The sequence below is a fragment of the Micromonospora polyrhachis genome (assembly GCF_014203835.1).
Taxonomy (GTDB): Bacteria; Actinomycetota; Actinomycetes; order Mycobacteriales; family Micromonosporaceae; genus Micromonospora_H; species Micromonospora_H polyrhachis.
Genome location: NZ_JACHJW010000001.1, coordinates 645,566 through 665,153, shown reverse-complemented (window position 1 = coordinate 665,153; position 19,588 = coordinate 645,566). Strand labels below are relative to the sequence as shown.

Annotated in this window: 12 protein-coding genes and 3 pseudogenes; 9 read left to right on the top strand and 6 right to left on the bottom strand. The window is 68.0% G+C overall.

Features of this window, described 5'->3' with window-relative positions:
• Positions 1-353 precede the first annotated feature (353 nt).
• Positions 354-701 (bottom strand): annotated as a pseudogene (locus tag FHR38_RS02675) (ADP-ribosylation/crystallin J1); the annotation flags it as partial.
• A 51-nt stretch (positions 702-752) separates the two neighbouring features.
• Entirely contained in the window at positions 753-1,004 is a 252-nt protein-coding gene (locus FHR38_RS02670; RefSeq protein WP_246446261.1) for a VOC family protein, read from the bottom strand.
• A 78-nt stretch (positions 1,005-1,082) separates the two neighbouring features.
• Between FHR38_RS02670 and FHR38_RS32745 the strand changes: the two are divergent.
• Positions 1,083-1,232 (top strand): annotated as a pseudogene (locus FHR38_RS32745) (NAD(P)-dependent oxidoreductase); the annotation flags it as partial.
• A gap of 96 nt (positions 1,233-1,328) precedes the next feature.
• On the opposite strand, the gene FHR38_RS02660 reads toward FHR38_RS32745, so the two are convergent.
• Entirely contained in the window at positions 1,329-2,531 is a 1,203-nt protein-coding gene (locus FHR38_RS02660) for an endonuclease (protein WP_184532462.1), read from the bottom strand.
• 201 nt (positions 2,532-2,732) lie between these two features.
• On the opposite strand from FHR38_RS02660, the gene FHR38_RS02655 reads away from it, so the two are divergent.
• Positions 2,733-4,397, top strand: coding sequence for a golvesin C-terminal-like domain-containing protein (locus FHR38_RS02655; protein ID WP_184532460.1), 1,665 nt, complete (start codon positions 2,733-2,735; stop codon positions 4,395-4,397).
• 135 nt (positions 4,398-4,532) lie between these two features.
• Here the strand turns inward: FHR38_RS02655 and FHR38_RS02650 are convergent.
• Together FHR38_RS02650 and FHR38_RS02645 are read right to left on the bottom strand one after the other, a co-directional pair.
• Positions 4,533-8,264: pseudogene (locus FHR38_RS02650) on the bottom strand (DNA gyrase subunit A); the annotation flags it as partial.
• A 130-nt stretch (positions 8,265-8,394) separates the two neighbouring features.
• Positions 8,395-10,455 (bottom strand): DNA gyrase/topoisomerase IV subunit B, encoded by a 2,061-nt coding sequence (locus FHR38_RS02645; protein ID WP_376771377.1) that lies wholly within the window; start codon positions 10,453-10,455, stop codon positions 8,395-8,397.
• A 571-nt stretch (positions 10,456-11,026) separates the two neighbouring features.
• Between FHR38_RS02645 and FHR38_RS02640 the strand changes: the two genes are divergently transcribed.
• The 6 genes from FHR38_RS02640 to FHR38_RS02615 all read left to right on the top strand — a co-directional run bounded on the left by FHR38_RS02640 (position 11,027) and on the right by FHR38_RS02615 (position 17,587).
• Positions 11,027-11,812, top strand: a complete 786-nt coding sequence (locus FHR38_RS02640; protein ID WP_184532456.1) for a hypothetical protein — start codon at positions 11,027-11,029, stop codon at positions 11,810-11,812.
• Between the two features lie 134 nt (positions 11,813-11,946).
• Complete coding sequence (locus FHR38_RS02635; RefSeq protein ID WP_184532454.1) at positions 11,947-14,700, top strand: helix-turn-helix transcriptional regulator; 2,754 nt, start codon at positions 11,947-11,949, stop codon at positions 14,698-14,700.
• 46 nt (positions 14,701-14,746) lie between these two features.
• Positions 14,747-15,028 carry a hypothetical protein gene (locus tag FHR38_RS02630; protein ID WP_184532453.1) on the top strand — a complete coding sequence of 94 codons (282 nt, stop codon included), beginning with the start codon at positions 14,747-14,749 and terminating at the stop codon, positions 15,026-15,028.
• Positions 15,021-15,551 (top strand): DUF3558 family protein, encoded by a 531-nt coding sequence (locus tag FHR38_RS02625; protein ID WP_184532451.1) that lies wholly within the window; start codon positions 15,021-15,023, stop codon positions 15,549-15,551. The genes FHR38_RS02630 and FHR38_RS02625 overlap by 8 nt, the downstream gene beginning before the upstream one ends.
• Before the next feature lie 32 nt (positions 15,552-15,583).
• A complete protein-coding gene (locus tag FHR38_RS02620) occupies positions 15,584-16,132 on the top strand; it encodes a hypothetical protein (RefSeq protein WP_184532450.1) in 549 nt (182 codons plus the stop codon).
• 42 nt (positions 16,133-16,174) lie between these two features.
• Positions 16,175-17,587 carry a hypothetical protein gene (locus FHR38_RS02615; RefSeq protein ID WP_184532449.1) on the top strand — a complete coding sequence of 471 codons (1,413 nt, stop codon included), beginning with the start codon at positions 16,175-16,177 and terminating at the stop codon, positions 17,585-17,587.
• A gap of 97 nt (positions 17,588-17,684) precedes the next feature.
• On the opposite strand, the gene FHR38_RS02610 is transcribed toward FHR38_RS02615, so the two are convergent.
• A complete protein-coding gene (locus tag FHR38_RS02610; protein ID WP_184532448.1) occupies positions 17,685-18,329 on the bottom strand; it encodes a TetR/AcrR family transcriptional regulator C-terminal domain-containing protein in 645 nt (214 codons plus the stop codon).
• A gap of 102 nt (positions 18,330-18,431) precedes the next feature.
• On the opposite strand from FHR38_RS02610, the gene FHR38_RS02605 reads away from it, so the two are divergent.
• Positions 18,432-19,541, top strand: a complete 1,110-nt coding sequence (locus tag FHR38_RS02605; RefSeq protein WP_184532447.1) for a serine hydrolase domain-containing protein — start codon at positions 18,432-18,434, stop codon at positions 19,539-19,541.
• Positions 19,542-19,588: the final 47 nt, after the last annotated feature.

Sequence of the window (19,588 nt, the reverse complement as noted above, 5' to 3'; positions counted from 1 at the left end):
CGGCTGATGAGCTGGCTGACGTCGTCGGCTTGCCGAATCGCGCTGTCCCATCCACCGCTTGAGACGTCCACCAGCATCACTGGTGCAGGATCGCAGCGCAGGTCGAGCACAAGCTGCTCACGGGAGCCGTCACCGCCGATGATCGCGATGCCAGGATGCGCGTCGGTGCCCTCGCCCCATGCATCCTGCAGCTCAAGCAGCTCGCGCGGCGTGTTGAGCCAGACATAGGCCCCGCTCGCCAGCCAACCTCGCCGGAACCACGACTCACCTTGCAGATAGGTACGCCACGCGGCAGGCAGGGCTCTGCCCAGGGCTTCGTACGCGTCGGCGAACTCCTGGTCGCCCACCGGACCGCGGAAGTCGGCCTCCTCCACGATCGCGCCGACGATATGAGCATTGAAGTCGTCAAGCTCCTCGGCGGGGATCCAATACTCCAGCACGTCACGGCCGCCAGCCTGCTGAACCTCATAACGGTCCAGGTACGAACGCTGGACGTCAAACCGGGTTACGTAACCGACACCCTCAGCGGGGACGTTCCACTCGCGGGCGATCTTCGTGGCGTACCAGCGGTTAAGCACCGGGTAGAAGATCGGCTGGTCGTCCGAACGTGGTGGCCAAACGCGCCACCCTGACGCCGCCACGAGGTCGAGCTCGGCCTGCCCGGTAGGCCGCCATAGAGTGCGTATGTCGGCGTTGTCGATGATCCGCTCCTCGCCGACCGTGGTCGTTGCGTAGTCATTGTCAAGCCACGATTACAACATTCTGGTGGCACCAGCGAAACCGGTTCTTGGTTCGCCATGTTTCCCCTCGGGCACCTGGATGAACAGCAGTGTGGGTGGCATCTGGAGGGCCCGCACATCCTCAACGGTCGGCACCCAGGAGCCGATCTCGACCTTGCCCTCGCTCCGGTCGATCACCCTGAAGTCGAGGACCTCGCACCAGAAGGCCGCGAGCCTCTCCGGATCGTGGCAGTCAACGGCCAACTCAGTGAACCTACTTGTCATGACTCTCCCAGGTCTAGCCGGTCGGACCAGATGTCTTTTCTCTAGCTTGCGCTCTCGTCGGGATTATTTCGATCATGGGTGGGGAGGTCATTTGACTATCTGCCGCAGGCGAACGTGGTTATCCTGACCACCCCGCTCACTCCGGAGACCGAGGGCCTGGTGGACAAGGACTCCCTCACCCGGATGGCCGGCCGTGCCCTGCTGGTGAAACGTGACCCGGGCCAGGTGGTGGACACCGAGCCGCACTGCCCGCTCGACTCAGATCGGGTACGGCGGGCAGGTGCACCACGAGGGCGGCGCCAGCCCGCCGAGAACCGGTACGCCTCAGCTGCCCCAGATGGCGCTCGCCCATTCGGGATGGTCGACGAACGGGTTGCGGTTGTGCTGCCACTGGTCGTAGATGACCTGGTTGCGGCGCTTCTCGAAGGCGTCCGGCGGGTCCAACTGGTGCCACTGCAACAGCACCGACTGCCGCCCGTGGTATGGCGCGCTGCCGTTGTTGACGAGCTGGTTCATCTCCAGGTTCGGCCAACCGTCGTTGCCCTCGTACCGAATCGTCATATACATGATCATGCGGGCCACGTCGCCCTTGACCGCGTCGCGTGGTTCCCACGAGTCGCTGTCGGTGTAGTTACCCGGGGCTTCGGAGACCGGCGAGCCGCCGTTGTCGAAGTCCTTGTTGCCGCGCTCGGAGTTGACTGAGACGTCGGTGGGCCGCAGGTGGTGGACGTCGGTGCCGGGTCCGGTCGCGGTGCCGAAGTCGCCGTGCGACTTGGCCCAGACGTGTTCCCGGTTCCAGTCGTTGACGTTGCCGCCGTTGCTCGTCTTGCTCTGCGAGCGTCCGGTGTAGAGCAGGATGACGTTGTTCGCGTTGTTCGGATCTTCGTCTGTGCTCTTCAACGCCTCCCAGACCTGGGCGTAGGACAGCTTTGTCTGCACCTTGACGATGTCGTGCAGCGCGCCGCGCAGCGCCGGTCCGGTCTTGCCGATCGCGTTGCGGTAGTAGGTCGAGTCGTACCCACCGTCCGGGGGAGTGGTCGACGTCGGACCGGGGGTGGGTGTCGGCGCCGACGTGCTGGGCGTCGGGGTGGGGGAGGCCAGGGTCATCGCGGTCGGGCTCTTCAGGCCGGCGTGGGAGAAGTACGCCGTGAGGGTGCCAGTCACGGTGACCGACTTGCCCATCAGGCCCGGATTGGACAGCAGTCCGAAGCTGCTGCGGTATGCGGCCGTGACCTGGACGTACAACATCCGGGAGGTGCTGGTTTCGGCCGTGAGGTCGGCGATCGCGATGGCCGTGTCCGCGGTGAACCCGGATCTGACGACGGTGTTCGTGGCTGTCGGCTGCCCGACCACATAGCCGGTCACCGTTGCCGAGCTGCCGTTCTGGGTGCTGATCGCCTGGGCCACGGTCAGGGTGGTCGTTGCCGATGCCGCCACCGCCACCATCAGCAGGGTCAGCCCGAGGGCGACGATGAGGGCTGTCGCCAGTCGTCGGGGGCCGAACCAGGCGGCCGTTCTGCTGTTCATAGACGAGGATCGTAGTTGTCCGACCGTCTCCGGGACAGATGTCGCGACAGTGATCATCGTATGACGCCTGGTGAGCGGGTTGTCTGTATCGAAAACTCTCTCTGGCTATCGGCTGCTCATCAGTGGTAAAAAACTTGCAGGGTGGCATTCCCGTAGCAAACTTTTTCCCAAGTGAGGTAGCGAGTGAGAACAAGAAGGCTCATGGCCAGCCTGGCGGTGGCCATCGTCGGCGTGGCGGGAGTGGCGACCCCGGCTTGGGCAGCGCCGTCCGACCAGCAGACCGTCAACTACCACGGGTACCGCCTGGCGGTACCCGCCGATTGGCGGGTCGTCGACCTGGCCGACGATCCGCACGCGTGTGTCCGGTTCGATCGGCCCACGGTCTATCTGGGACACCCCGGTGACGAGCCCTGGTGCCCGACGAACCTCGTCGGACGGACGGCGGGACTGGTCATCGAGCCGCTCGACGGGATCACCGCCGATCGGCTGACGGCGGACACCACGGTAGCCACCGGAGCCACCGCCGAGGCGCCGCTCTCCCGCGACGGAACCATCCGGGTCGCGGTACCCGACGCCGGGGTGCTCGTCACCGCCGAACACACCCCGAGTACGGAGAAGACGGTGCGCCGGATCCTGGCGACCGCCAGCCTCGGCCGGGCAGCCACGCCGGTCTCCCTGGACACCCTCCGTACGGCCGCGAAGCCCGTCGCATCAGCCGCAGCGGCGGCGGCCAGCCCGCAACCGGGCACCTACACCGGTAAGGGCTTCGACACCTGCACCGCGCCCACGCAGTCGACGATGAACACCTGGCGCAACAGCTCGCCGTACCGGGCGGTCGGCATCTACATCAGTGGTGCCAGTCGATCCTGCACCCAGGCCAACCTCACCTCGACCTGGGTGACCAACCAGATCAACAACGGTTGGCACCTGATCCCCATCGAGCTGGACAACCAGGCACCGTGCGGCACCCGTACCCCGAAGATGTCGTACGACCCAGCCACCGCCCGCTCCCAGGGTGCGACCCGGGCGACCGCCGCGGTGAACTCCGCGAAGGCGCTGGGCATCATCGCCGGAAGCGTGATCTACAACGACATCGAGCACTACCCCTCGACCGAGTCGTGTAGAGCGGCCGTGCTGTCGTACCTCTCCGGCTGGACCGAGCGGCTGCACGCCCTCGGCTACCTCTCCGGCATGTACTCCAGCGGATCCTCCGGCGTGCAGGACCTGTGCAACGCCTACAACGACACTCGGTACACCCGCGTCGACCACCTTTTCTTCGGCTGGTGGAACGGAGTGGCCGACACCAACGCGGGCAGCTACTGCCCGAGCGAGTACTACGCCAACCGGCAACGCATCCACCAGTACACCGGGGACAGCTACGAGACCTGGGGCGGGGTGCGGATCTACATCGACCGCGACTACCTCGACGTCTCGACCACGACCACCCCGCCGCAGGATTTCACCGTCACCGTCGACAACACCACCAGCGGTCGGTTCACCGCGAGCGCGAACTGGGGCACCTCGGCCTACTCAAGTCAGCGGATGGGCCCCGACTATCGCTTCGCCACGCCGGTCTCCGCCAGCGACGCCGCCTGGTACAGGGCGGACCTCCCTGCGACGGGCTCCTACGAGGTCTCGGTCTGGTATCCCGCCGATCCGGGCTACAACGACTCGACCCCGTACGTCGTCGCCACCACCAGCGGCAACCAGACCGTACGCGTCAACCAGCGGGTCAACGGTGGCCAATGGGTGTCGCTCGGTGTGTTCACCCTGGCCGCCGGAGACGGCGACAAGGTGGGGGTCAGCCGCTGGACCAGCGGCACCGGCTACGTCGTCGCGGACGCCGTACGCATCACCCGCGTCTGACCAGGTAAAGGCGACCGTCGGCGGACGACCGCCAAAAGCATGGGAAGGGTGTCGAGAATGGTTCGTCACGAACCACTCTCGACACCCTTCAGTCGTCTCCGAAGCCCAGCGGTGACCTCGAACCGACCGGCCGGGTCAGTCCCGTTCGACCAGGTGACCGACGATGTCCGGCACGACTGTCGCGACGCCGGAACCGTCCCGGCGTGGGTCCTCCTCCGGCAGGTCGATCGGCTCGCCCGTGCGCGTCGCCGCCACCGGACGTGGCCCGATCCAGGCCACCTCGAGCCGGTCCTCACCCTTGAGGAACCGCTGCGCCCGTACGCCGCCGGTCGCCCGGCCCTTGGCCGGATAGGCGGAGAAGGGTGTCACCTTGACGCTGCGCCCGCTGGAGGTCACCAACATCGGCTCACCGTGCTGCGGATCGTCGGTGCGGATCGCGCCGAAGAACACCACCTCCGCGTCGGAGCCGAGGTTGATCCCCGCCATCCCGCCGCCCTTGAGACCCTGCGGCCGGACTATCGAGGTGGCGAACCGCAGCAGCGAGGCGTCGGAGCTGACGAAGGCGAGGGTTTCGGTGCCGTCGGTGAGCCAGGTCGCCCCGACCACCTCGTCACCCTCCTTCAGGCCGATCACCTCGAACTCGTCGGCGCGTACCGGCCACTCCGGCGCACAGACCTTCACCGTGCCACCCCGGGTGCCCAGGGCCAGGCCGGGCGAGGGCGTATCCGTACCGCCCAGCGGGGCCACACCGACGACGTGCTCGCCCGGTTGCAGCGGCAGCAGTTCGGCCGTGGACATTCCGCCCCGCAACGATACGGTCCCGGCCTGCTCGGGCAGGACCGGCAGCGGCAGCACGTCGGTCTTGAACGCCCGGCCCAGGTTGGTCACCAGCAGCACCTGGCCCCGGGCGGTGGCGTGCACGATTGCCCGTACGGTGTCGTGTTTGACCCGGCCGTTGCGTCGCCGCCCCTCGGTCGACTCCTCGGACTCGGCCGCGGTCCGGGCGACCAGCCCGGTCGCCGAGAGGATCACCTGACACGGGTCGTCGGCGACCTCCAGCGGCCCGGCCGGCGCGGAGGCGGCCAGCACCTCCTTCAGGTCACCGTCGATCAGCGTGGTACGGCGTTCCGCCGCGAACTGCTTGCCGACCGCCGCCAGCTCGGTGGAGACGACCTTCCGCAGGACGCGCTCGTCGTCCAGGATCGTCGTCAGCTCGGCGATCTCGTTGCGTAGCCGCTCCTGCTCGGTCTCCAACTCCAGCCGGTCGAACTTGGTCAACCGACGCAGCGGAGTGTCCAGGATGTAGGTGGCCTGGATGTCGGAGAGCTTGAACCGGTTCATCAGGCCGTCCTTGGCGGCCTGCACGTTCTCGCTCTCCCGGATCAGCCGGACCACCCGGTCGATGTCGAGCAGGGCGATCAGCAGACCGTCCACCAGGTGCAGGCGCTCCTGGCGCTTGCTGCGGCGGAACTCCGTACGGCGGGTCACCACCTCGTAGCGGTGCCGGAGGAAGACCTCCAGCAGCGCCTTGAGGCCGAGGGTCCGTGGCTGCCCGTCCACCAATACCAGGTTGTTGACCCCGAACGACTGCTCCAACGGGCTGAGCCGGTAGAGGTCGGCGAGCAGTGCCTGCGGGTTGACCCCGACCTTGCACTCGATGACCAACCGGGTGCCGTTCTCCCGGTCGGTGAGGTCCTTGACGTCGGCGATGCCCTGCAACCGGGCCGGCTGGCGCTGACCCTTGCGCGGGCCGGAGGTGATCAGCTTGCCGCGTACCTCGTCGGTGATCGCCTCGATCACCTTCTCCGCACCGATCCCGTAGGGCAGTTCGGTGACGGTGATGGCCTGCCGACCCCGGCCGCCTTCGAGCGGTCCGGTCTCGACCCGGGCCCGCATTCGTACCACGCCCCGGCCGGTCTCGTACGCCTTGCGTACCTCGTCGAGGCCGAGCAGCATCCCGCCGGTGGGCAGATCCGGACCGGGGACGAACTCCATGAGCTTGTCCAGGGTCGCGTCCGGATGGTTGATCAGCCACCGGGCCGCCGCGACCACCTCGCCGAGGTTGTGCGGAATCATGTTGGTGGCCATCCCGACCGCGATCCCGGAGGTGCCGTTGACCAGCAGGTTCGGGAAGGCGGCGGGCAGTACGGCGGGTTCGGTCAGCGACCCGTCGTAGTTGGGGCGGAAGTCGACGGTGCCCTCGCCCAGCTCGCCGACGAGCAGCATCGCCTCCTTCGACATCCGCGCCTCGGTGTTGTGATTCACGAATGCGCCAGCGAGGAACGAGTGATCTTCAGAGTCTACTTTCACGGAGTAGACTTCTGCCGGCTCGCAAGGCTTGACCTCGGTGACATCTTCGAACCGGTAGCCGGAGTCCATGATCGGCAAAATCGAGGCGATGATCTCAGGATCCTTGATTCTGTCGATGATGCGCAGTCGTTCGGTTTCCCACCTTTCCGTCCGATCGAAGTTGTGCTGTGTGAGCCACTTTCGTCCGCTGCCTCGTCGGTCGAAATCCAGCGTTTCGCGAACGTAGTCGGCAACGAATGGCACATGGTCTTGGCTTAGGCGATGTGGACGCAATGGTGAGTGGCGCAGCAATTTCATCAGATGCGCTTGCTTGGTTCGGAGGAAACCCACCCTCGTGGCGTAGGCCTTGACGTTTCGGAGGCCGGAGATGATTAGTCGATGCTCGACGGAGCCGCTTGGTCGGGTGTAGCTGCGATGGCAGGCTATGACACCGAACTCGGCCAACAGTTCTTGAATGCCCTGCGTGAGTTGCTTACTGTAGGAGGTGTATTGCACGGTGAAGCTATCCCGTGCTTCTCGCACGCCGCCATCGCCCTCGAAGGCTGCCATCAGGAAGGCGCGTTTAACGCCCCAGCCGCCTTGCCAGACAAATTCCGGGACGACTTTATCGCGAGCCTTCACTCCAATGAATTCGGATAGAGGGCTGGACCGAAACGCATCCATCCCCCGGTTAAATTCCTGTATATCGAGTTCCTGGATCTGCTTGCGGTCGCGTCGTGTGGTGCGATTTGCGACGTATCGCTGGCCGTTGACAACATGGTCGTACGCATGCAGCACCTCGCTAAAGAAGTGCTCATCCGTGTTGTTGAAACCCGCTCGCGTCTCGTTGGCCCATCCCTCCGACGCCCATGCCCCACCTAGAATTCCGAGCATGTACTCCTGGGCGGTAGGGATTATTTGGGACCAGGCGTTTCGGGCAATGCAGACGACCGTGCCTGGGCGAATCTCATCCAGCCGACGCCATTGAAAGAGTGGAACGCCGGCCGGCGCTTCGAGGCAGAGAACTAGGTGATTTTCGCTACCGCGAAGAGAGAAGCCCGACTTGCTGGATATGCGGAGCGTGGGATGTATGCCTGAGTTGAATACCTTCGTAACTCGGACGGGTTTGCCGTCCTTGTCCAAGACGTCGAACTCCGCCTCGGCCTCTGTGTTGGGAGGCAAGTTAACTAGATCGGCAATGCGTGGGCTCGTTCCATCCGCGAGGCGTACGCGGGTATCTCCAGTTACGCAGTAACGTGCCGCGGCCGGACCGTCGTCCGGTGAGCCAAAATTTCCGTGCCCGTCGATGAGTGGCACGTTCAGGGAGAAGTCCTGGGCGAGGCGGACCATGGCGTCGTAGATCGCCGTGTCTCCGTGCGGGTGGTACTTACCCATGACGTCACCGACGACCCGGGCCGACTTCACGTAGCCCCGGTCGGGCCGGTGGCCCTGCTCGTTCATCGAGTAGAGGATGCGGCGGTGCACTGGCTTGAGCCCGTCCCGGGCGTCAGGCAGGGCCCGTGAATGGATGACCGAGAAGGCGTACTCCAGGTAGGAGTCCTCGACCTCGGTGGTCAGCGGATTGTCGAAGACCTGGGCACCTGCCTTGTCGAAGGCGGACAGGTCGCCCCGGGGCTGCGTGCCTTTACGACGTGCCATCAATCAACGCTTTCTGCGACGGGAGCGGGAGATGCGGGAGGAATGCTCATCAGGCGTCGAGGGCTTCCTGGTCGACCCGGCCGGCCGACTCGATCAGCCAGTTCTTGCGGGGTTCGACCTTCTCGCCCATGAGTAGTTCGAGGACCTGCTCCGCCGCCTCGACGTCGGCCATGGTGATCCGCCGCACGGCCCGGGTGGCCGGGTTCATCGTGGTCTCCCACAACTCGTCGGCGTTCATCTCACCGAGGCCCTTGAACCGGGGGATCGGCGTCACGATCTGCTTGCCGGAGCGCTCCAGGCGGGCGACCGTGCTGACCATCTCGGCCTGGGTGTAGGTGTAGATGGTCTGCGCGTTGCGTCCCCTGGTCGTGATCTTGTGGAGCGGGGGCATGGCCGCGTACAGCCGGCCCGACTCGATCACCGGACGCAGGTACTTGGCGAACAGGGTGATCAGCAGGGTACGGATGTGCGCCCCGTCCACGTCGGCGTCCGCCATGATCAGGATGCGGCCGTACCGCATCGCCGACAGGTCGAAGGTACGCCCCGACCCCGCACCGATCACCTGCACGATCGCCGCGCACTCGGCGTTGTCCAGGACCTGCTGGATGCTGGCCTTCTGCACGTTGAGGATCTTGCCCCGGATCGGCAGCAACGCCTGGTATTCCGAGACCCGCGCCATGCGGGCCGAGCCCAGGGCGCTGTCGCCCTCGACGATAAATAATTCGCTGCGATCGATGCCCGTGGCGCGGCAGTCCACCAGTTTCGCCGGCATCGACGCGCCCTCCAGGGCGGTCTTGCGCCGGGCGGCGTCCTTCTGCTGCTTCTGGGTCAGCCGCACCTTGGCGGCGTCAACGATCTTCTGAAGGACGGTACGGGCCTCGGCTTTGGTGCGCCGGTCGTCCAGCCACGCCTTGAGGTGCTGCTCGACCAGGTTCTGCACGACCTTGGTGATGCCGGCGGTGGAAAGCTCGTCCTTGGTCTGCGAGGTGAACTGCGGCTCCGGGATCCGTACGTGGATCACCACGCTCATCCCCTCCAGGACGTCCTCCAGCGTCGGCGGCTCGTCCTTGGGCTTGAGCAGCCCACGGGTGTTCTTGATCGCCTCGGTCAGGGCCCGTACGGCGGCCCGCTCGAACCCGCGCCGATGGGTGCCGCCGTGTGCGTTGCGGACGGTGTTGGTGAAGCACTCGACGGTGCGCTCGTAGCCGGTGCCCCACCGGAAGGCGATCTCCACCTCGGCGCGGCGGACCACGTTGGCCTGCATGACGCCGTTGGCGTCGGCGGCGTTCTCCTTGTAGGTGCCCTCACCGGTGACCAGCAGGGTGCCACTGACGGACTTCTCCCCGGACGGGGCCAGGAAGTCCACCATGTCGGTCAGCCCGTTGGGGAAGTGGAATACCTCCGGCTCGGCCGGCTCGCCCGAGCTGCCGTCGGTGAGCCGGTAGCTGACCCCGGGGACCAGGAACGCGGTGTTGCGTAGCTTCGCGCGGACCGACTCGACGTCCAGCGCGGCACCGGTCTCGAAGTAGCGGGCGTCGTACCAGTAGCGGATCGAGGTGCCGGTCGCCTGACCCCGCCCGGTCTTCCCGACGACCCGGAGTCCGGACTCGGGCGTGAAGGCGGCGTCCGGCTCAGGTCCGTCGAACACGCCCGGCACGCCGTGCCGGAAGGACATCTGGTAGATCTTTCCGTCTCGCCGGACGGTGACGTCGAACCGCCGGGAGAGGGCGTTGACGGCGGAGGCACCCACGCCGTGCAGGCCACCGGAGGTCTTGTAGCCGGAGCCGCCGAACTTGCCGCCGGCGTGCAGCCGGGTCAGGACCAGCTCGACCCCTGAAAGCCCGGACTTGGCGTTGACGTCGGTGGGGATACCCCGTCCGTCGTCGTCCACCTGCACCGAACCGTCGGCGTGCAGGGTGACCTCGACCCGGGAGGCGTGCCCGGCCACCCCCTCGTCGGTGGCGTTGTCCAGGATCTCGTTGACGAGGTGGTTGATGCCCCGACTGTCGGTGGACCCGATGTACATGCCGGGTCGTTTCCGGACGGCGTCGAGACCCTCCAGATGGGTGAGGTCGTCGGCCCCGTACAGGGTCTCGGGCTGTGCAGTCACCTGGTCGTACTCCCACGTCTTGGCCGGTACGGTGCGACTCCGGCGGATCTGTCATGAAACGACCGACGGGACGCTTCGGCGAGCGTAGTCGGCGGGTCGGACACCACGTCATCGACCTCGCAATTCATCGGCGTGTTCCGATCATGCTGCCGAAACCGCTTGCTGGACCCGGCGGTCTGCTCGGTGACGTTGCCGCTGGTCCTGGTCGACACCTGTCTGTTCAACGGTGCCCGTACGTGCCGGATTCCCAGGTGGCCCGCGCGGAGCATTGAAATGCGTTGCGATCTCGCTCCGGAACCATCCGGAGCCGAGCCGGTGGTGGATGGTGCGCGCCGTCGGGGCCCCTACGGCGGCTATCGCGATCGACCATGGGTGGAATAACAATATTTGACGCTTTTGTCGGGTTTATGATTCTTGCCCCGTTCCGCCCGGGTGGATGCTTTCCCGAGTGGCAGGCAGACGAGGCGGGGCAGCGGCGAGAGACCGCCCTCGCCCGTCGTTCCCGACAGGCGACGGCACGGTGGCACGAGGTCACTACGCTCGCGGCGACTGGCGAGAGCGGGGAGGGGCCGTGGCGGCTGAGCCGGATGTCGCACTGACCGTGGCGGCAGAGTCGGATGTCGCACTGACCGTGGCGCTGGCCGAGTACGAGCACCTACGCGACGCGCTTCGGGCCAACACCGAACAGGCGACCGCCCGGTTCAACTTCTTCCTGGTGGTGGCCTCGGCGGCGACCGCCGTCTCCGGCGGCCTCCTCACCGGTGGCGGTTCGGGCACGGCCAACACCAGCGCGGTGATCGGCCTCGGCGCACTCGTGTTGCTCCTGGGACTGACCGTCTTCGTACGGCAGGTGGAGTTCACCAACCGGGCCAACCTCTACGGCGTGGCGGTCGATTCGGTCCGTACCTATCTGGTCCGGCGGGCACCGTCGGTCGGGCCGTACCTGATCCTGCCGACCCTCGACGATCCCGGTGTCTACCAGGGTCGGCCGCCCGGTGGGCGGTGGACCCGGGACGTGATCGGTCTGGCCGGCACGGTCAGCCTGGTCGACAGCGCCCTGGTCGGGTTGGGGGCCGGCATCGCGGCACGACACGTGGGGGCGGCGACCTGGCTCGCGGCGACCAGCGGGGTCGTCGTGCTGTCCCTCGTGATGCTGGCCCACCTCTGGTACATCAGCTATCGGCGGGCAGCAGCCACCGCTCGCATCTGGACCAGTATGGGCCGCCGTCATCAGTCGAGCGGCGCGAGGGACGTCGACGGGGTGAGCCCGAACGGTGTCGGGGGCGCGAGCGATGTCGACGGGGTGAGCCCGAACGGCGCGGCCCGGTCGGCCGGGTCCGGCCCGGCGACACGGTGACCCCGGGGCCGAACGCGACGGCCAGCCACGCCGATCCGCCCCCGCCGGCTGGTGCTCGACGGCCCGGTCGGGGCCGGTTGCCTGCCCGAATGCCCGACTCGACGCTACCCCAGCGTCATGCCACGATTACCCACGTGGACGGCGCGATTGCCGGCCGTGATTCCGTGGTCGCCCAGGTGTGGCAGGCACTCTCCGAGCCCGTACCGGTGCTCGTCGACGGTCCACCAGGGATCGGCAAGACAGCGGTGTGGCGGGCGTTGGTGGCCGACGCCGTCCGGGCGGGTTGGCTTGTGCTCGCCTGCGCGCCCACCGAGTCCGAGACCGCGCTGCCGTTCGTGGCGCTCGCCGACCTGCTGCGGCCACTGACCGGCCGGATCAGCGAACTGCCCCGGCCACAGCGGCTGGCGGCCGAGGTGGCGTTGCTCGACTCGGACGCCGCCGAGGTGGTCGATGACCGGGCGATCGGGGCGGCCGTCCGCGCACTGCTGGACGCGGCGGTGGCCGACACGACGTACCCCCGGGTCCTGGTCGCGGTGGACGACGCGCCCTGGCTGGATCCGGCGAGCGAACGTGCGCTCCGGTTCGCGTTGCGCCGGGTGGTGCCGCAGATCGCGACGCTGGTGATCTGTCGTACGACCGGAGGCGAACCACCGGCGGTGCCACTCGGCCTCGACCAGGCGCCGGCCGGCGGTCGACTGGCCCGGATCAACCTGTCGCCGCTGGGCGTCGGCGCGTTGCACCATGTGCTGCGAGCCCGACTCGGTACGACGTTGAGCCGACCACTGTTGGCCCGGATCGCCCAGCACTCCGGCGGCAATCCGCTGCTGGCGATCGAGTTGGGACGGGCCATGCTCCGACTGCCGAAACTGCCGTCGCCGGGGGAGGACCTGCCGGTCGCGTCGTCGATGCAGCAGTTGCTCGCCGACGCCTTGGCGGCGCTGCCCACGGCGAGCCGGGACGCCGTCCGGCTGGCGGCGTTGCTGGCCGTACCGAGCGTTCGGGACCTGGGTGCGGCCGGAGTGGACCTCGCCGCGTTCGACTCGGCCGAGGAGGCTGGCCTGCTGGTGGTGACGCCCACGGTGGTGGAGTTCACCCATCCCGTCTACCCGGCGGCGGTCCGGGCCGGGATCCCGCCCGGAATACGCCGTCGACTGCACCGTGGGCTGGCCGATGTCGTCACCGACCCGGACGAGCGCGCCCGACACCTGGCCCGGTGCACGATGGAGCCGGAGGCGGGTGTCGCTCGGGAGTTGGCGGAGGCGGCTGGCCGGCAACGGACCCGCGGTGCCCCGGAACTCGCCGCCGAGTTGTACGAACGAGCGGCCGAACTGACCCCGACGGAAGCGGCCGGGGACCGGGGATGGCGAAGGTTGGCGGCGGTTCGGTGCCGGTTCGACAGCGGCGACTACCTCGCGGCCGGAACCGCGGCCGAGGCGGTGGCCAGTGACACGACCGGTGATCTGAGGGCCGAGGCGCTGCTGCTACGCGCGGCGGTGGCGTGGTGCACGGACGACGCGCGGACAGCGGTTTCGGCGGCTCGACGCGGGTTGGCATCAGCCCGGGAAGGCACGGCGTTGGCCGGCCGGATCCATGCCCACCTGAGTCTCTTCTGGGACGTCCCGGAACCGGCCCGACGGCACGCCGAGGTGGCCGTGGCACTGCTCTCGGATCGGGACGACCATCGTGCGCTGCTCGCCGACGCGCTGCTGTTGCTGCTGTTCAACGAGGTACGCGCCGGTCGACCGGCCCGTACCTCGCTGCTGGATCGGGCGCTGGAACTGGAGGGGGAGGAGCCCTCCTGGCTGGCTGGCACGGTGCCGGCGATCTGGTGGAAGGGGATCGACGAGCACACCCGGGCCCGCGACCGGCTGCATCGGATGCTGGCCGGTGCGACCGTACGGGGCGACGAGCCATCTCAGCATGAGCTGCTGCTACACCTCGGCGAGACCGAGTTGCTGGCGGGTCGGTGGGATGCCGCCGGGAGACACATCAGCGCGGCACACGAACTCGGCGAGCAGTTGGGCACCGGCCTGATCGGCGAGATGTGGCTGGCGGGGCTTCTCGACGCCCATCGGGGGCGACTGGTCGAAGCGGCGTCGGTCGCCGAAGCGGGGCTGCGCCGCGCGGACCGGCTCGGTGACGCCTGGTGTCGACGGATCCACCAGCAGTTGGCCGGGTTCGTCGCGCTGTCGGCGGGGCGGACGGCTGACGCCGCCCGGATCTACGGCGACCTGGCGGCCACGATGGACACGCTCGGTCTGGTGGAGGCACTGACACAGCGGTTCGAGCCGGACTGGGTGGAGGCGTGTATTGCTGCCGGTGCCCTGGACACGGCCGGAGCGGTACTGGACCGACTCGCCGAACGTCATGCCCGGCTGCCCAGGCCATGGACCATGCTCGGTCTTGCCCGCAGCCGGGTGCTGCTGGCCAGCGCGACCGGGGCCGACCCGACCGAGGCGCTCGACGACCTGGCGACGGCGCGGGCCGGGGTGCCAGCGGACGTGCTGCCCCTGGATCGGGCCCGTTGCCTGTTGGTGGCCGGGATGGCCCACCGGCGGGCCCGGCGCAGGAGGCAGGCCCGCCAGGTGCTCGACGACGCCATCGCCGAGTTCGCCGCTCTCGGTGCGGCGGCGTTTGAGAACCGGGCCCGGTCCGAACTGGCCCGGCTCGGTGGGCGACCCTCGGCGCCGCTGGAGCTGACCGCCACCGAGGCCCGGGTCGCCCGGCTCGCGGCACAGGGGCGTACCAACCGGGTCATCGCCGACACGCTGTTCGTCAGCCCGAAGACCGTCGAGGCCAACCTGGCCCGGATCTATCGCAAGCTGGGCATTTCCAGCCGTGCGGAGCTGGGGGCGGCGATGGCGAACCTGCCCGAGGACGACGGATAGGGAAACACCCGATTCCTCGACGGGCGGCCGACCCTAGTTTCGGGACATGACCCGTCGATTGTTCGCGGTGGAGCGTTACGACGGCGCGGGTGGTGAGAGCCCGCCCGTACCGGTGTCGTTGCTGACCACGGCGGAAACCCGACTGGTCTGTGCGGTGCGCCTGCCCGCCGACGACGTCGTGCTGGCGCTGGTGGAGGGCCCTGATCAGGAGACCGTGGCGGCGGTGGCGGTCGCGGTGGGCTGGCGAGTCGATCGGCTCAGCCCGGCGGCGTGGGTTGCCCCATACGACGCGGACCGTGTAGCGGCATCGGAGGCGGGAGATGGCTGACAGTTCGTACCTGATGAAGACGATGGTGACGGCGGCCCTGCTGCTGGCCGCTGCAGCAGCCTGTACGCCGACGTCGGGCGGTGCGCCGACGTCGGACGGTGCCGGCGCACCGGGCCCGGCGGGCGCGACCGGTCCGGCCGCGTCGACGAGCGGGCCGAAGGTGGACGCGTGCACCCTGCTCACCACAGCCGAGGTCGGTCCGGTCATCGGGCCCAACGGCGGGGGTGGGCCCGGTGACGGGGTCGGGGAGAGCGTCTGCACCTGGGAGAACCCGGAGACCTATCACTCGATCACCGTGAGTATCGGGCGGACCGGGACCGCCGTCGGCGGTAACCTGCCGGCCCAGTCCGACTTCGGCCCGACCGAGCCGGGCCCGGACGGAATCCGGTTCGGTTCGGGCAACGTCGCGGAGTTCGTGGTGGGCGACCGGGCCTGCCAGATCCAGGTGGTCACCAGCGTTACCAGCGAATCCGACCGTCCCACCGCGATCCGGCTGATCGGCCTGATCCGCAGCCGGGTCTGATCGCCCCGCGTCTTTCGGAAAGGACCTCTGTGATGAGACGGATCCACATCCGCCCGGCGGTGCCGTTGATCGGCCTGACCGCGCTGGTGGTCGTCGGGCTACTGGGCTGTGGCCGACCTGACAGTGCACCGCCATCGTCCGGTGCCCTACCGGAGCCGGCGGTCACCACCGCTGCGGCGGCTACGGACGGTGAGCCCAGCGCACCGCCGTCGCGGCCCACGATCGACCCGTGCTCGCTGGTGTCCAGGTCGGAGGCGGAGCGGCTGGCGGGCACCCGGCTGGAGGACACGGTGCCGGTTCGGGAGACGTGCACCTACACCGGGCCGGTCACCGGGCCGACCGCGCAGGTGGAGGTGTTCGTCGGTGACGGGGCCAAGAAGTTTCTCGACATCGAACGGGAACTCGGGCACGAACTGCGTCCGCTGGCCGGGGTCGGCGACGAGGCGTACGTCAGTTTCGAAGCGGTGTGGGTGAACAAGTCCGGCCAGTGGGTGTCGATCCGCCTCGTCCGGCTCAACGATCCGGCGGAGAACCGCAAACCCCTGGAGGATCTGGCCCGCACGGTCGCCACCCGGTTCTGAGCACGTACTGACCATTCCCGCTCCGGTCCACGAGGTGTGCTGATGCGACCCCGAAACCCGATCTGCCGTGGGCTCCTGGCGGTGGTGACCGCCGCCGCCGTCCTGGGTGGTGCGACGGCCTGCGTCGGCGGGCGCTCCGCCGATGGGCGGTCCCACGACGTGGCCGAGGAGGCCGACACCCGGTATGGCCCGGCCCCGCGACCGCACCGGGACGTGACGTACCAACCGGACGTGGTGCTCGTCGGTGGCGGTAGCCGGTCGGTGCGGTCGGTGACCGCCGACGGGCTGACCTGGCGCATCGATCCGCGCGCCGAAGGGGCCGACACCCTCGCCCGGGGCAAGGTCATGTTCATCACCGGGCGCGGCGTGGGGCGGGTGTTGGACGTACGCCCCGACGGCGACGACCTGGCGGTGACCATCGGGCCGGTGGCCATCACGGAGGTGATCCGGGACGGCCGGTTCACCAGCGACCGGCCCATCGCCTTCGACCGGATGGTCGCCAACCCGGCCGGCGAGCCGTTCTGGGCGGAAACCGAGGAGAGTGGGCCGGGGACCGGGGGCAGTGGTGGTGGTCGGTTGCCGGGCCGGTCGAAGTCGGCCCGGATTCCGGCTGGGCAGTTCAACGTGACGCCGACCTGCTGTGCGACCGGCATCGGTCTGCACTTCACCTACGACAGTGGCGGCATACGGCTGGTTGGCACGCTCGAATTGATGTTCGAGAAACCATCGGGCACCTTCGACCTGGTCATCGACAACGGCTCGATCAGGACGGCGAAGTTCGAGGTGACCGGAGGCACCGGGCTACGGCTCGACGTCGAGGGCGGCAGCGCCCTCGGCGCGGGCCACAACATCAACCGCCGGATCACGGTCCCGGTCGACTTCTCCGTCCCACTGGGCACGTTCCTCGGGGTGCCGTTCTCGGCGACGGTGAACCAGTCGTTGACCATCCAGACGGCGTTCTCCGCCAAGAACGGCAACATCCAGGCGAAGGCCCGGTACGCCTTCGGCGGGAAGCTCGGCTTCGGCTACCAGGACGGGTCGTTCGACGCCTGGAAACCAACGGGCTTCCAGGTGAAGAACAGCCTCACCAACTCGATCACCGGCATCTCGGTGGGCGTCAACGGCCTGCTCTTCGCCTATCAGGCGCGGTTGCACGTCGGGATCGGCGCGTTCGGTTTCAGCACCGGCCTGTACGTCGGGTTGACCGCCTCGGTCGGGGTGACGATCGGCTCCGCGCTGGGCGCGCCGATCACGGTGTGTCGGGGCGCGACGCTGACTCTCTTCACCGACTACGGCGTGGGATACCGACTTCCGACTGTCGTGGTCAAGGTGATCAACATTTTTCTCCGCGTGTTCGAGGCGAAGCCCATCGAGGCGGAGGGCGGGATCGGCGGGACGACCAACGTCCTCAACCGCAACGAGGTCGTCCCGGACGTACCGCTGTGCCGGAAGTGAACGAGTACGGCTGGCCGGGGAGGGCTTCTCGGGTCGAGGCCAGGGCGTGCCGGGCCCTTCTGTTGCCGGGCCTCTCTGTTGCCGGGCCTCTCTGCTGTCAGGTCTCGATGCTGGCCTCGTCGAGGCTGGCGCGAAGCCCGGAGATGATGAGGTGCAGGCCGTACTCGAACTCCCGATCGAAGTCACGGCCCTGACTGCGTAGTGCGGTGCCGTAGGCGATCCGGGGAAAGCGGGTAAGATCCACCTGCGGTTGGTCGACGAGTAGGTCCTGCCGTGCCTGCAACTCCTGCTCGGCGATGACAGTGCCGAGGATGTGGTTGCCGACGGTGTAGATGCCGTACAGCGCCGACTCGACGGAGAAGCCGGCCTCTTCCATCATCTGTAGTAGCAGTTCCAGGCCTGGCCACTGGTCGGACGGGTTGTGCAGGTGCTCCTTGAGGCGTCCGCCGTCACGGTAGGAGAGCATGACCCGCCGTACCGCGTGTGAGCGGGCGATGAGCCAGTCGGCCCAGTCCGCCCTGGGTGGGGGCCGCTCAAGGATGGCCATCTCCGAGGCGAACATCGCATCGGCCATGGCGCGGAGCAGGTCCTGCTTGCTGGCGAAGTGCCGGTAGAGGGCCGGTCCCTGGACGCCCAGTTCCTGCGCCAGCCGCCGCAGGGACAGGCCATCCAGGCCGACGTCGTTGAGCAGCTTCAGGGCGGTGCCGACCACCGTCGGAGGATCGAGCTTTCGCGTTGCCACGTGAACATCGTACACTTTAGAGTTACCGGTGTTAACATTTTTGCTAGCGATCGTAACGACCGGCGGTACTCGTCACGGTGCCGCTCCCCGGGGACGGAGACCATGGCAATGGACGCGCAGGCGAGGGTGCAGAAGATGCTCGACCATCTGGTCGAGACCGGCCAGGAGACCGGGGTGCAGGTCGCCGTCTACCTACGGGGCGAACCGGTGGTGGACGCCCAGGCTGGTCTGGCCGATCCCGTCACCGGGCGGTTGGTCGACCACCGCACGTTGTTCAACAGTTGGTCGACGGGGAAGGGATCGACGTCCACGCTGGTGCACGTCCTGGCCGAACGAGGGCTGCTGCACTACGAGACCCCGGTCGCCGAGTACTGGCCGCAGTTCGGCGCGCGCGGCAAACACCGGATCACGGTGGGACACGTACTCACACACACGGCCGGCGTGCCACAGGCACCGCAGGAGACCACGGTCGGCGACCTCGGCGACTGGGACGGCATGTGCACCCGGATCGCCGACCTGCCGCTGCTGTGGGAACCCGGCACCGCCACCGGATACCACGCGCTCACGTACGGCTACATCCTCGGCGAGGTCGTCCGGCGAGTGACCGGACGATCTGTCGCCCGGGTGCTGTGCGAGCACGTCACCGGCCCGCTCGGCATCGCCGACGACCTCTTCTTCGGAGTCCCCGCCGCGCAGCACGACCGGGTGGCGCGGCTGGAAGACGGCAACTGGGTGAAGACCATGGCCCGCCGGCCGGCGGACTCGCTGTTCTTCAAGGCGGCTCCGCACTCGATCCAGCCCAGCGCCGAACTGGGTAACCGCTCCGACTACCTTGCCGTCGACCTTCCCTGCGCGGGCACGATGACCGCCCATGCCGCCGCCCGCATGTATGCCGCCCTCGTGGGTGACGTCGACGGCGTACGCCTGATCTCACCGCACCGCACCGGCCGGATCTCCACGATCACCACCGCCGAGGTCGACCGCGTCCTCGGTGCGCCCGTCCCCAAAGGGCTCGGCTACTTCCTCGGGCTTCCCGAGATGGGTGGTGGCGGCTCCGCCTTCGGTTGCAAGGGCAGTGGCGGCAGCATCGCCCTTGCCGACCCGAAGAACGGCTTCGCATTCGCCTTCGTGCACAATCGGATGGCCGCGCCGCCCGCCGATCTCGCCAGCCAGGTCGCCAACGAGGTCCGAGCGGCCCTGAGTATCGTCTAGGCGCTCCGTAGACGAGTTCCGTGTCGTGGTCGCGCGGCAGGTGCCTG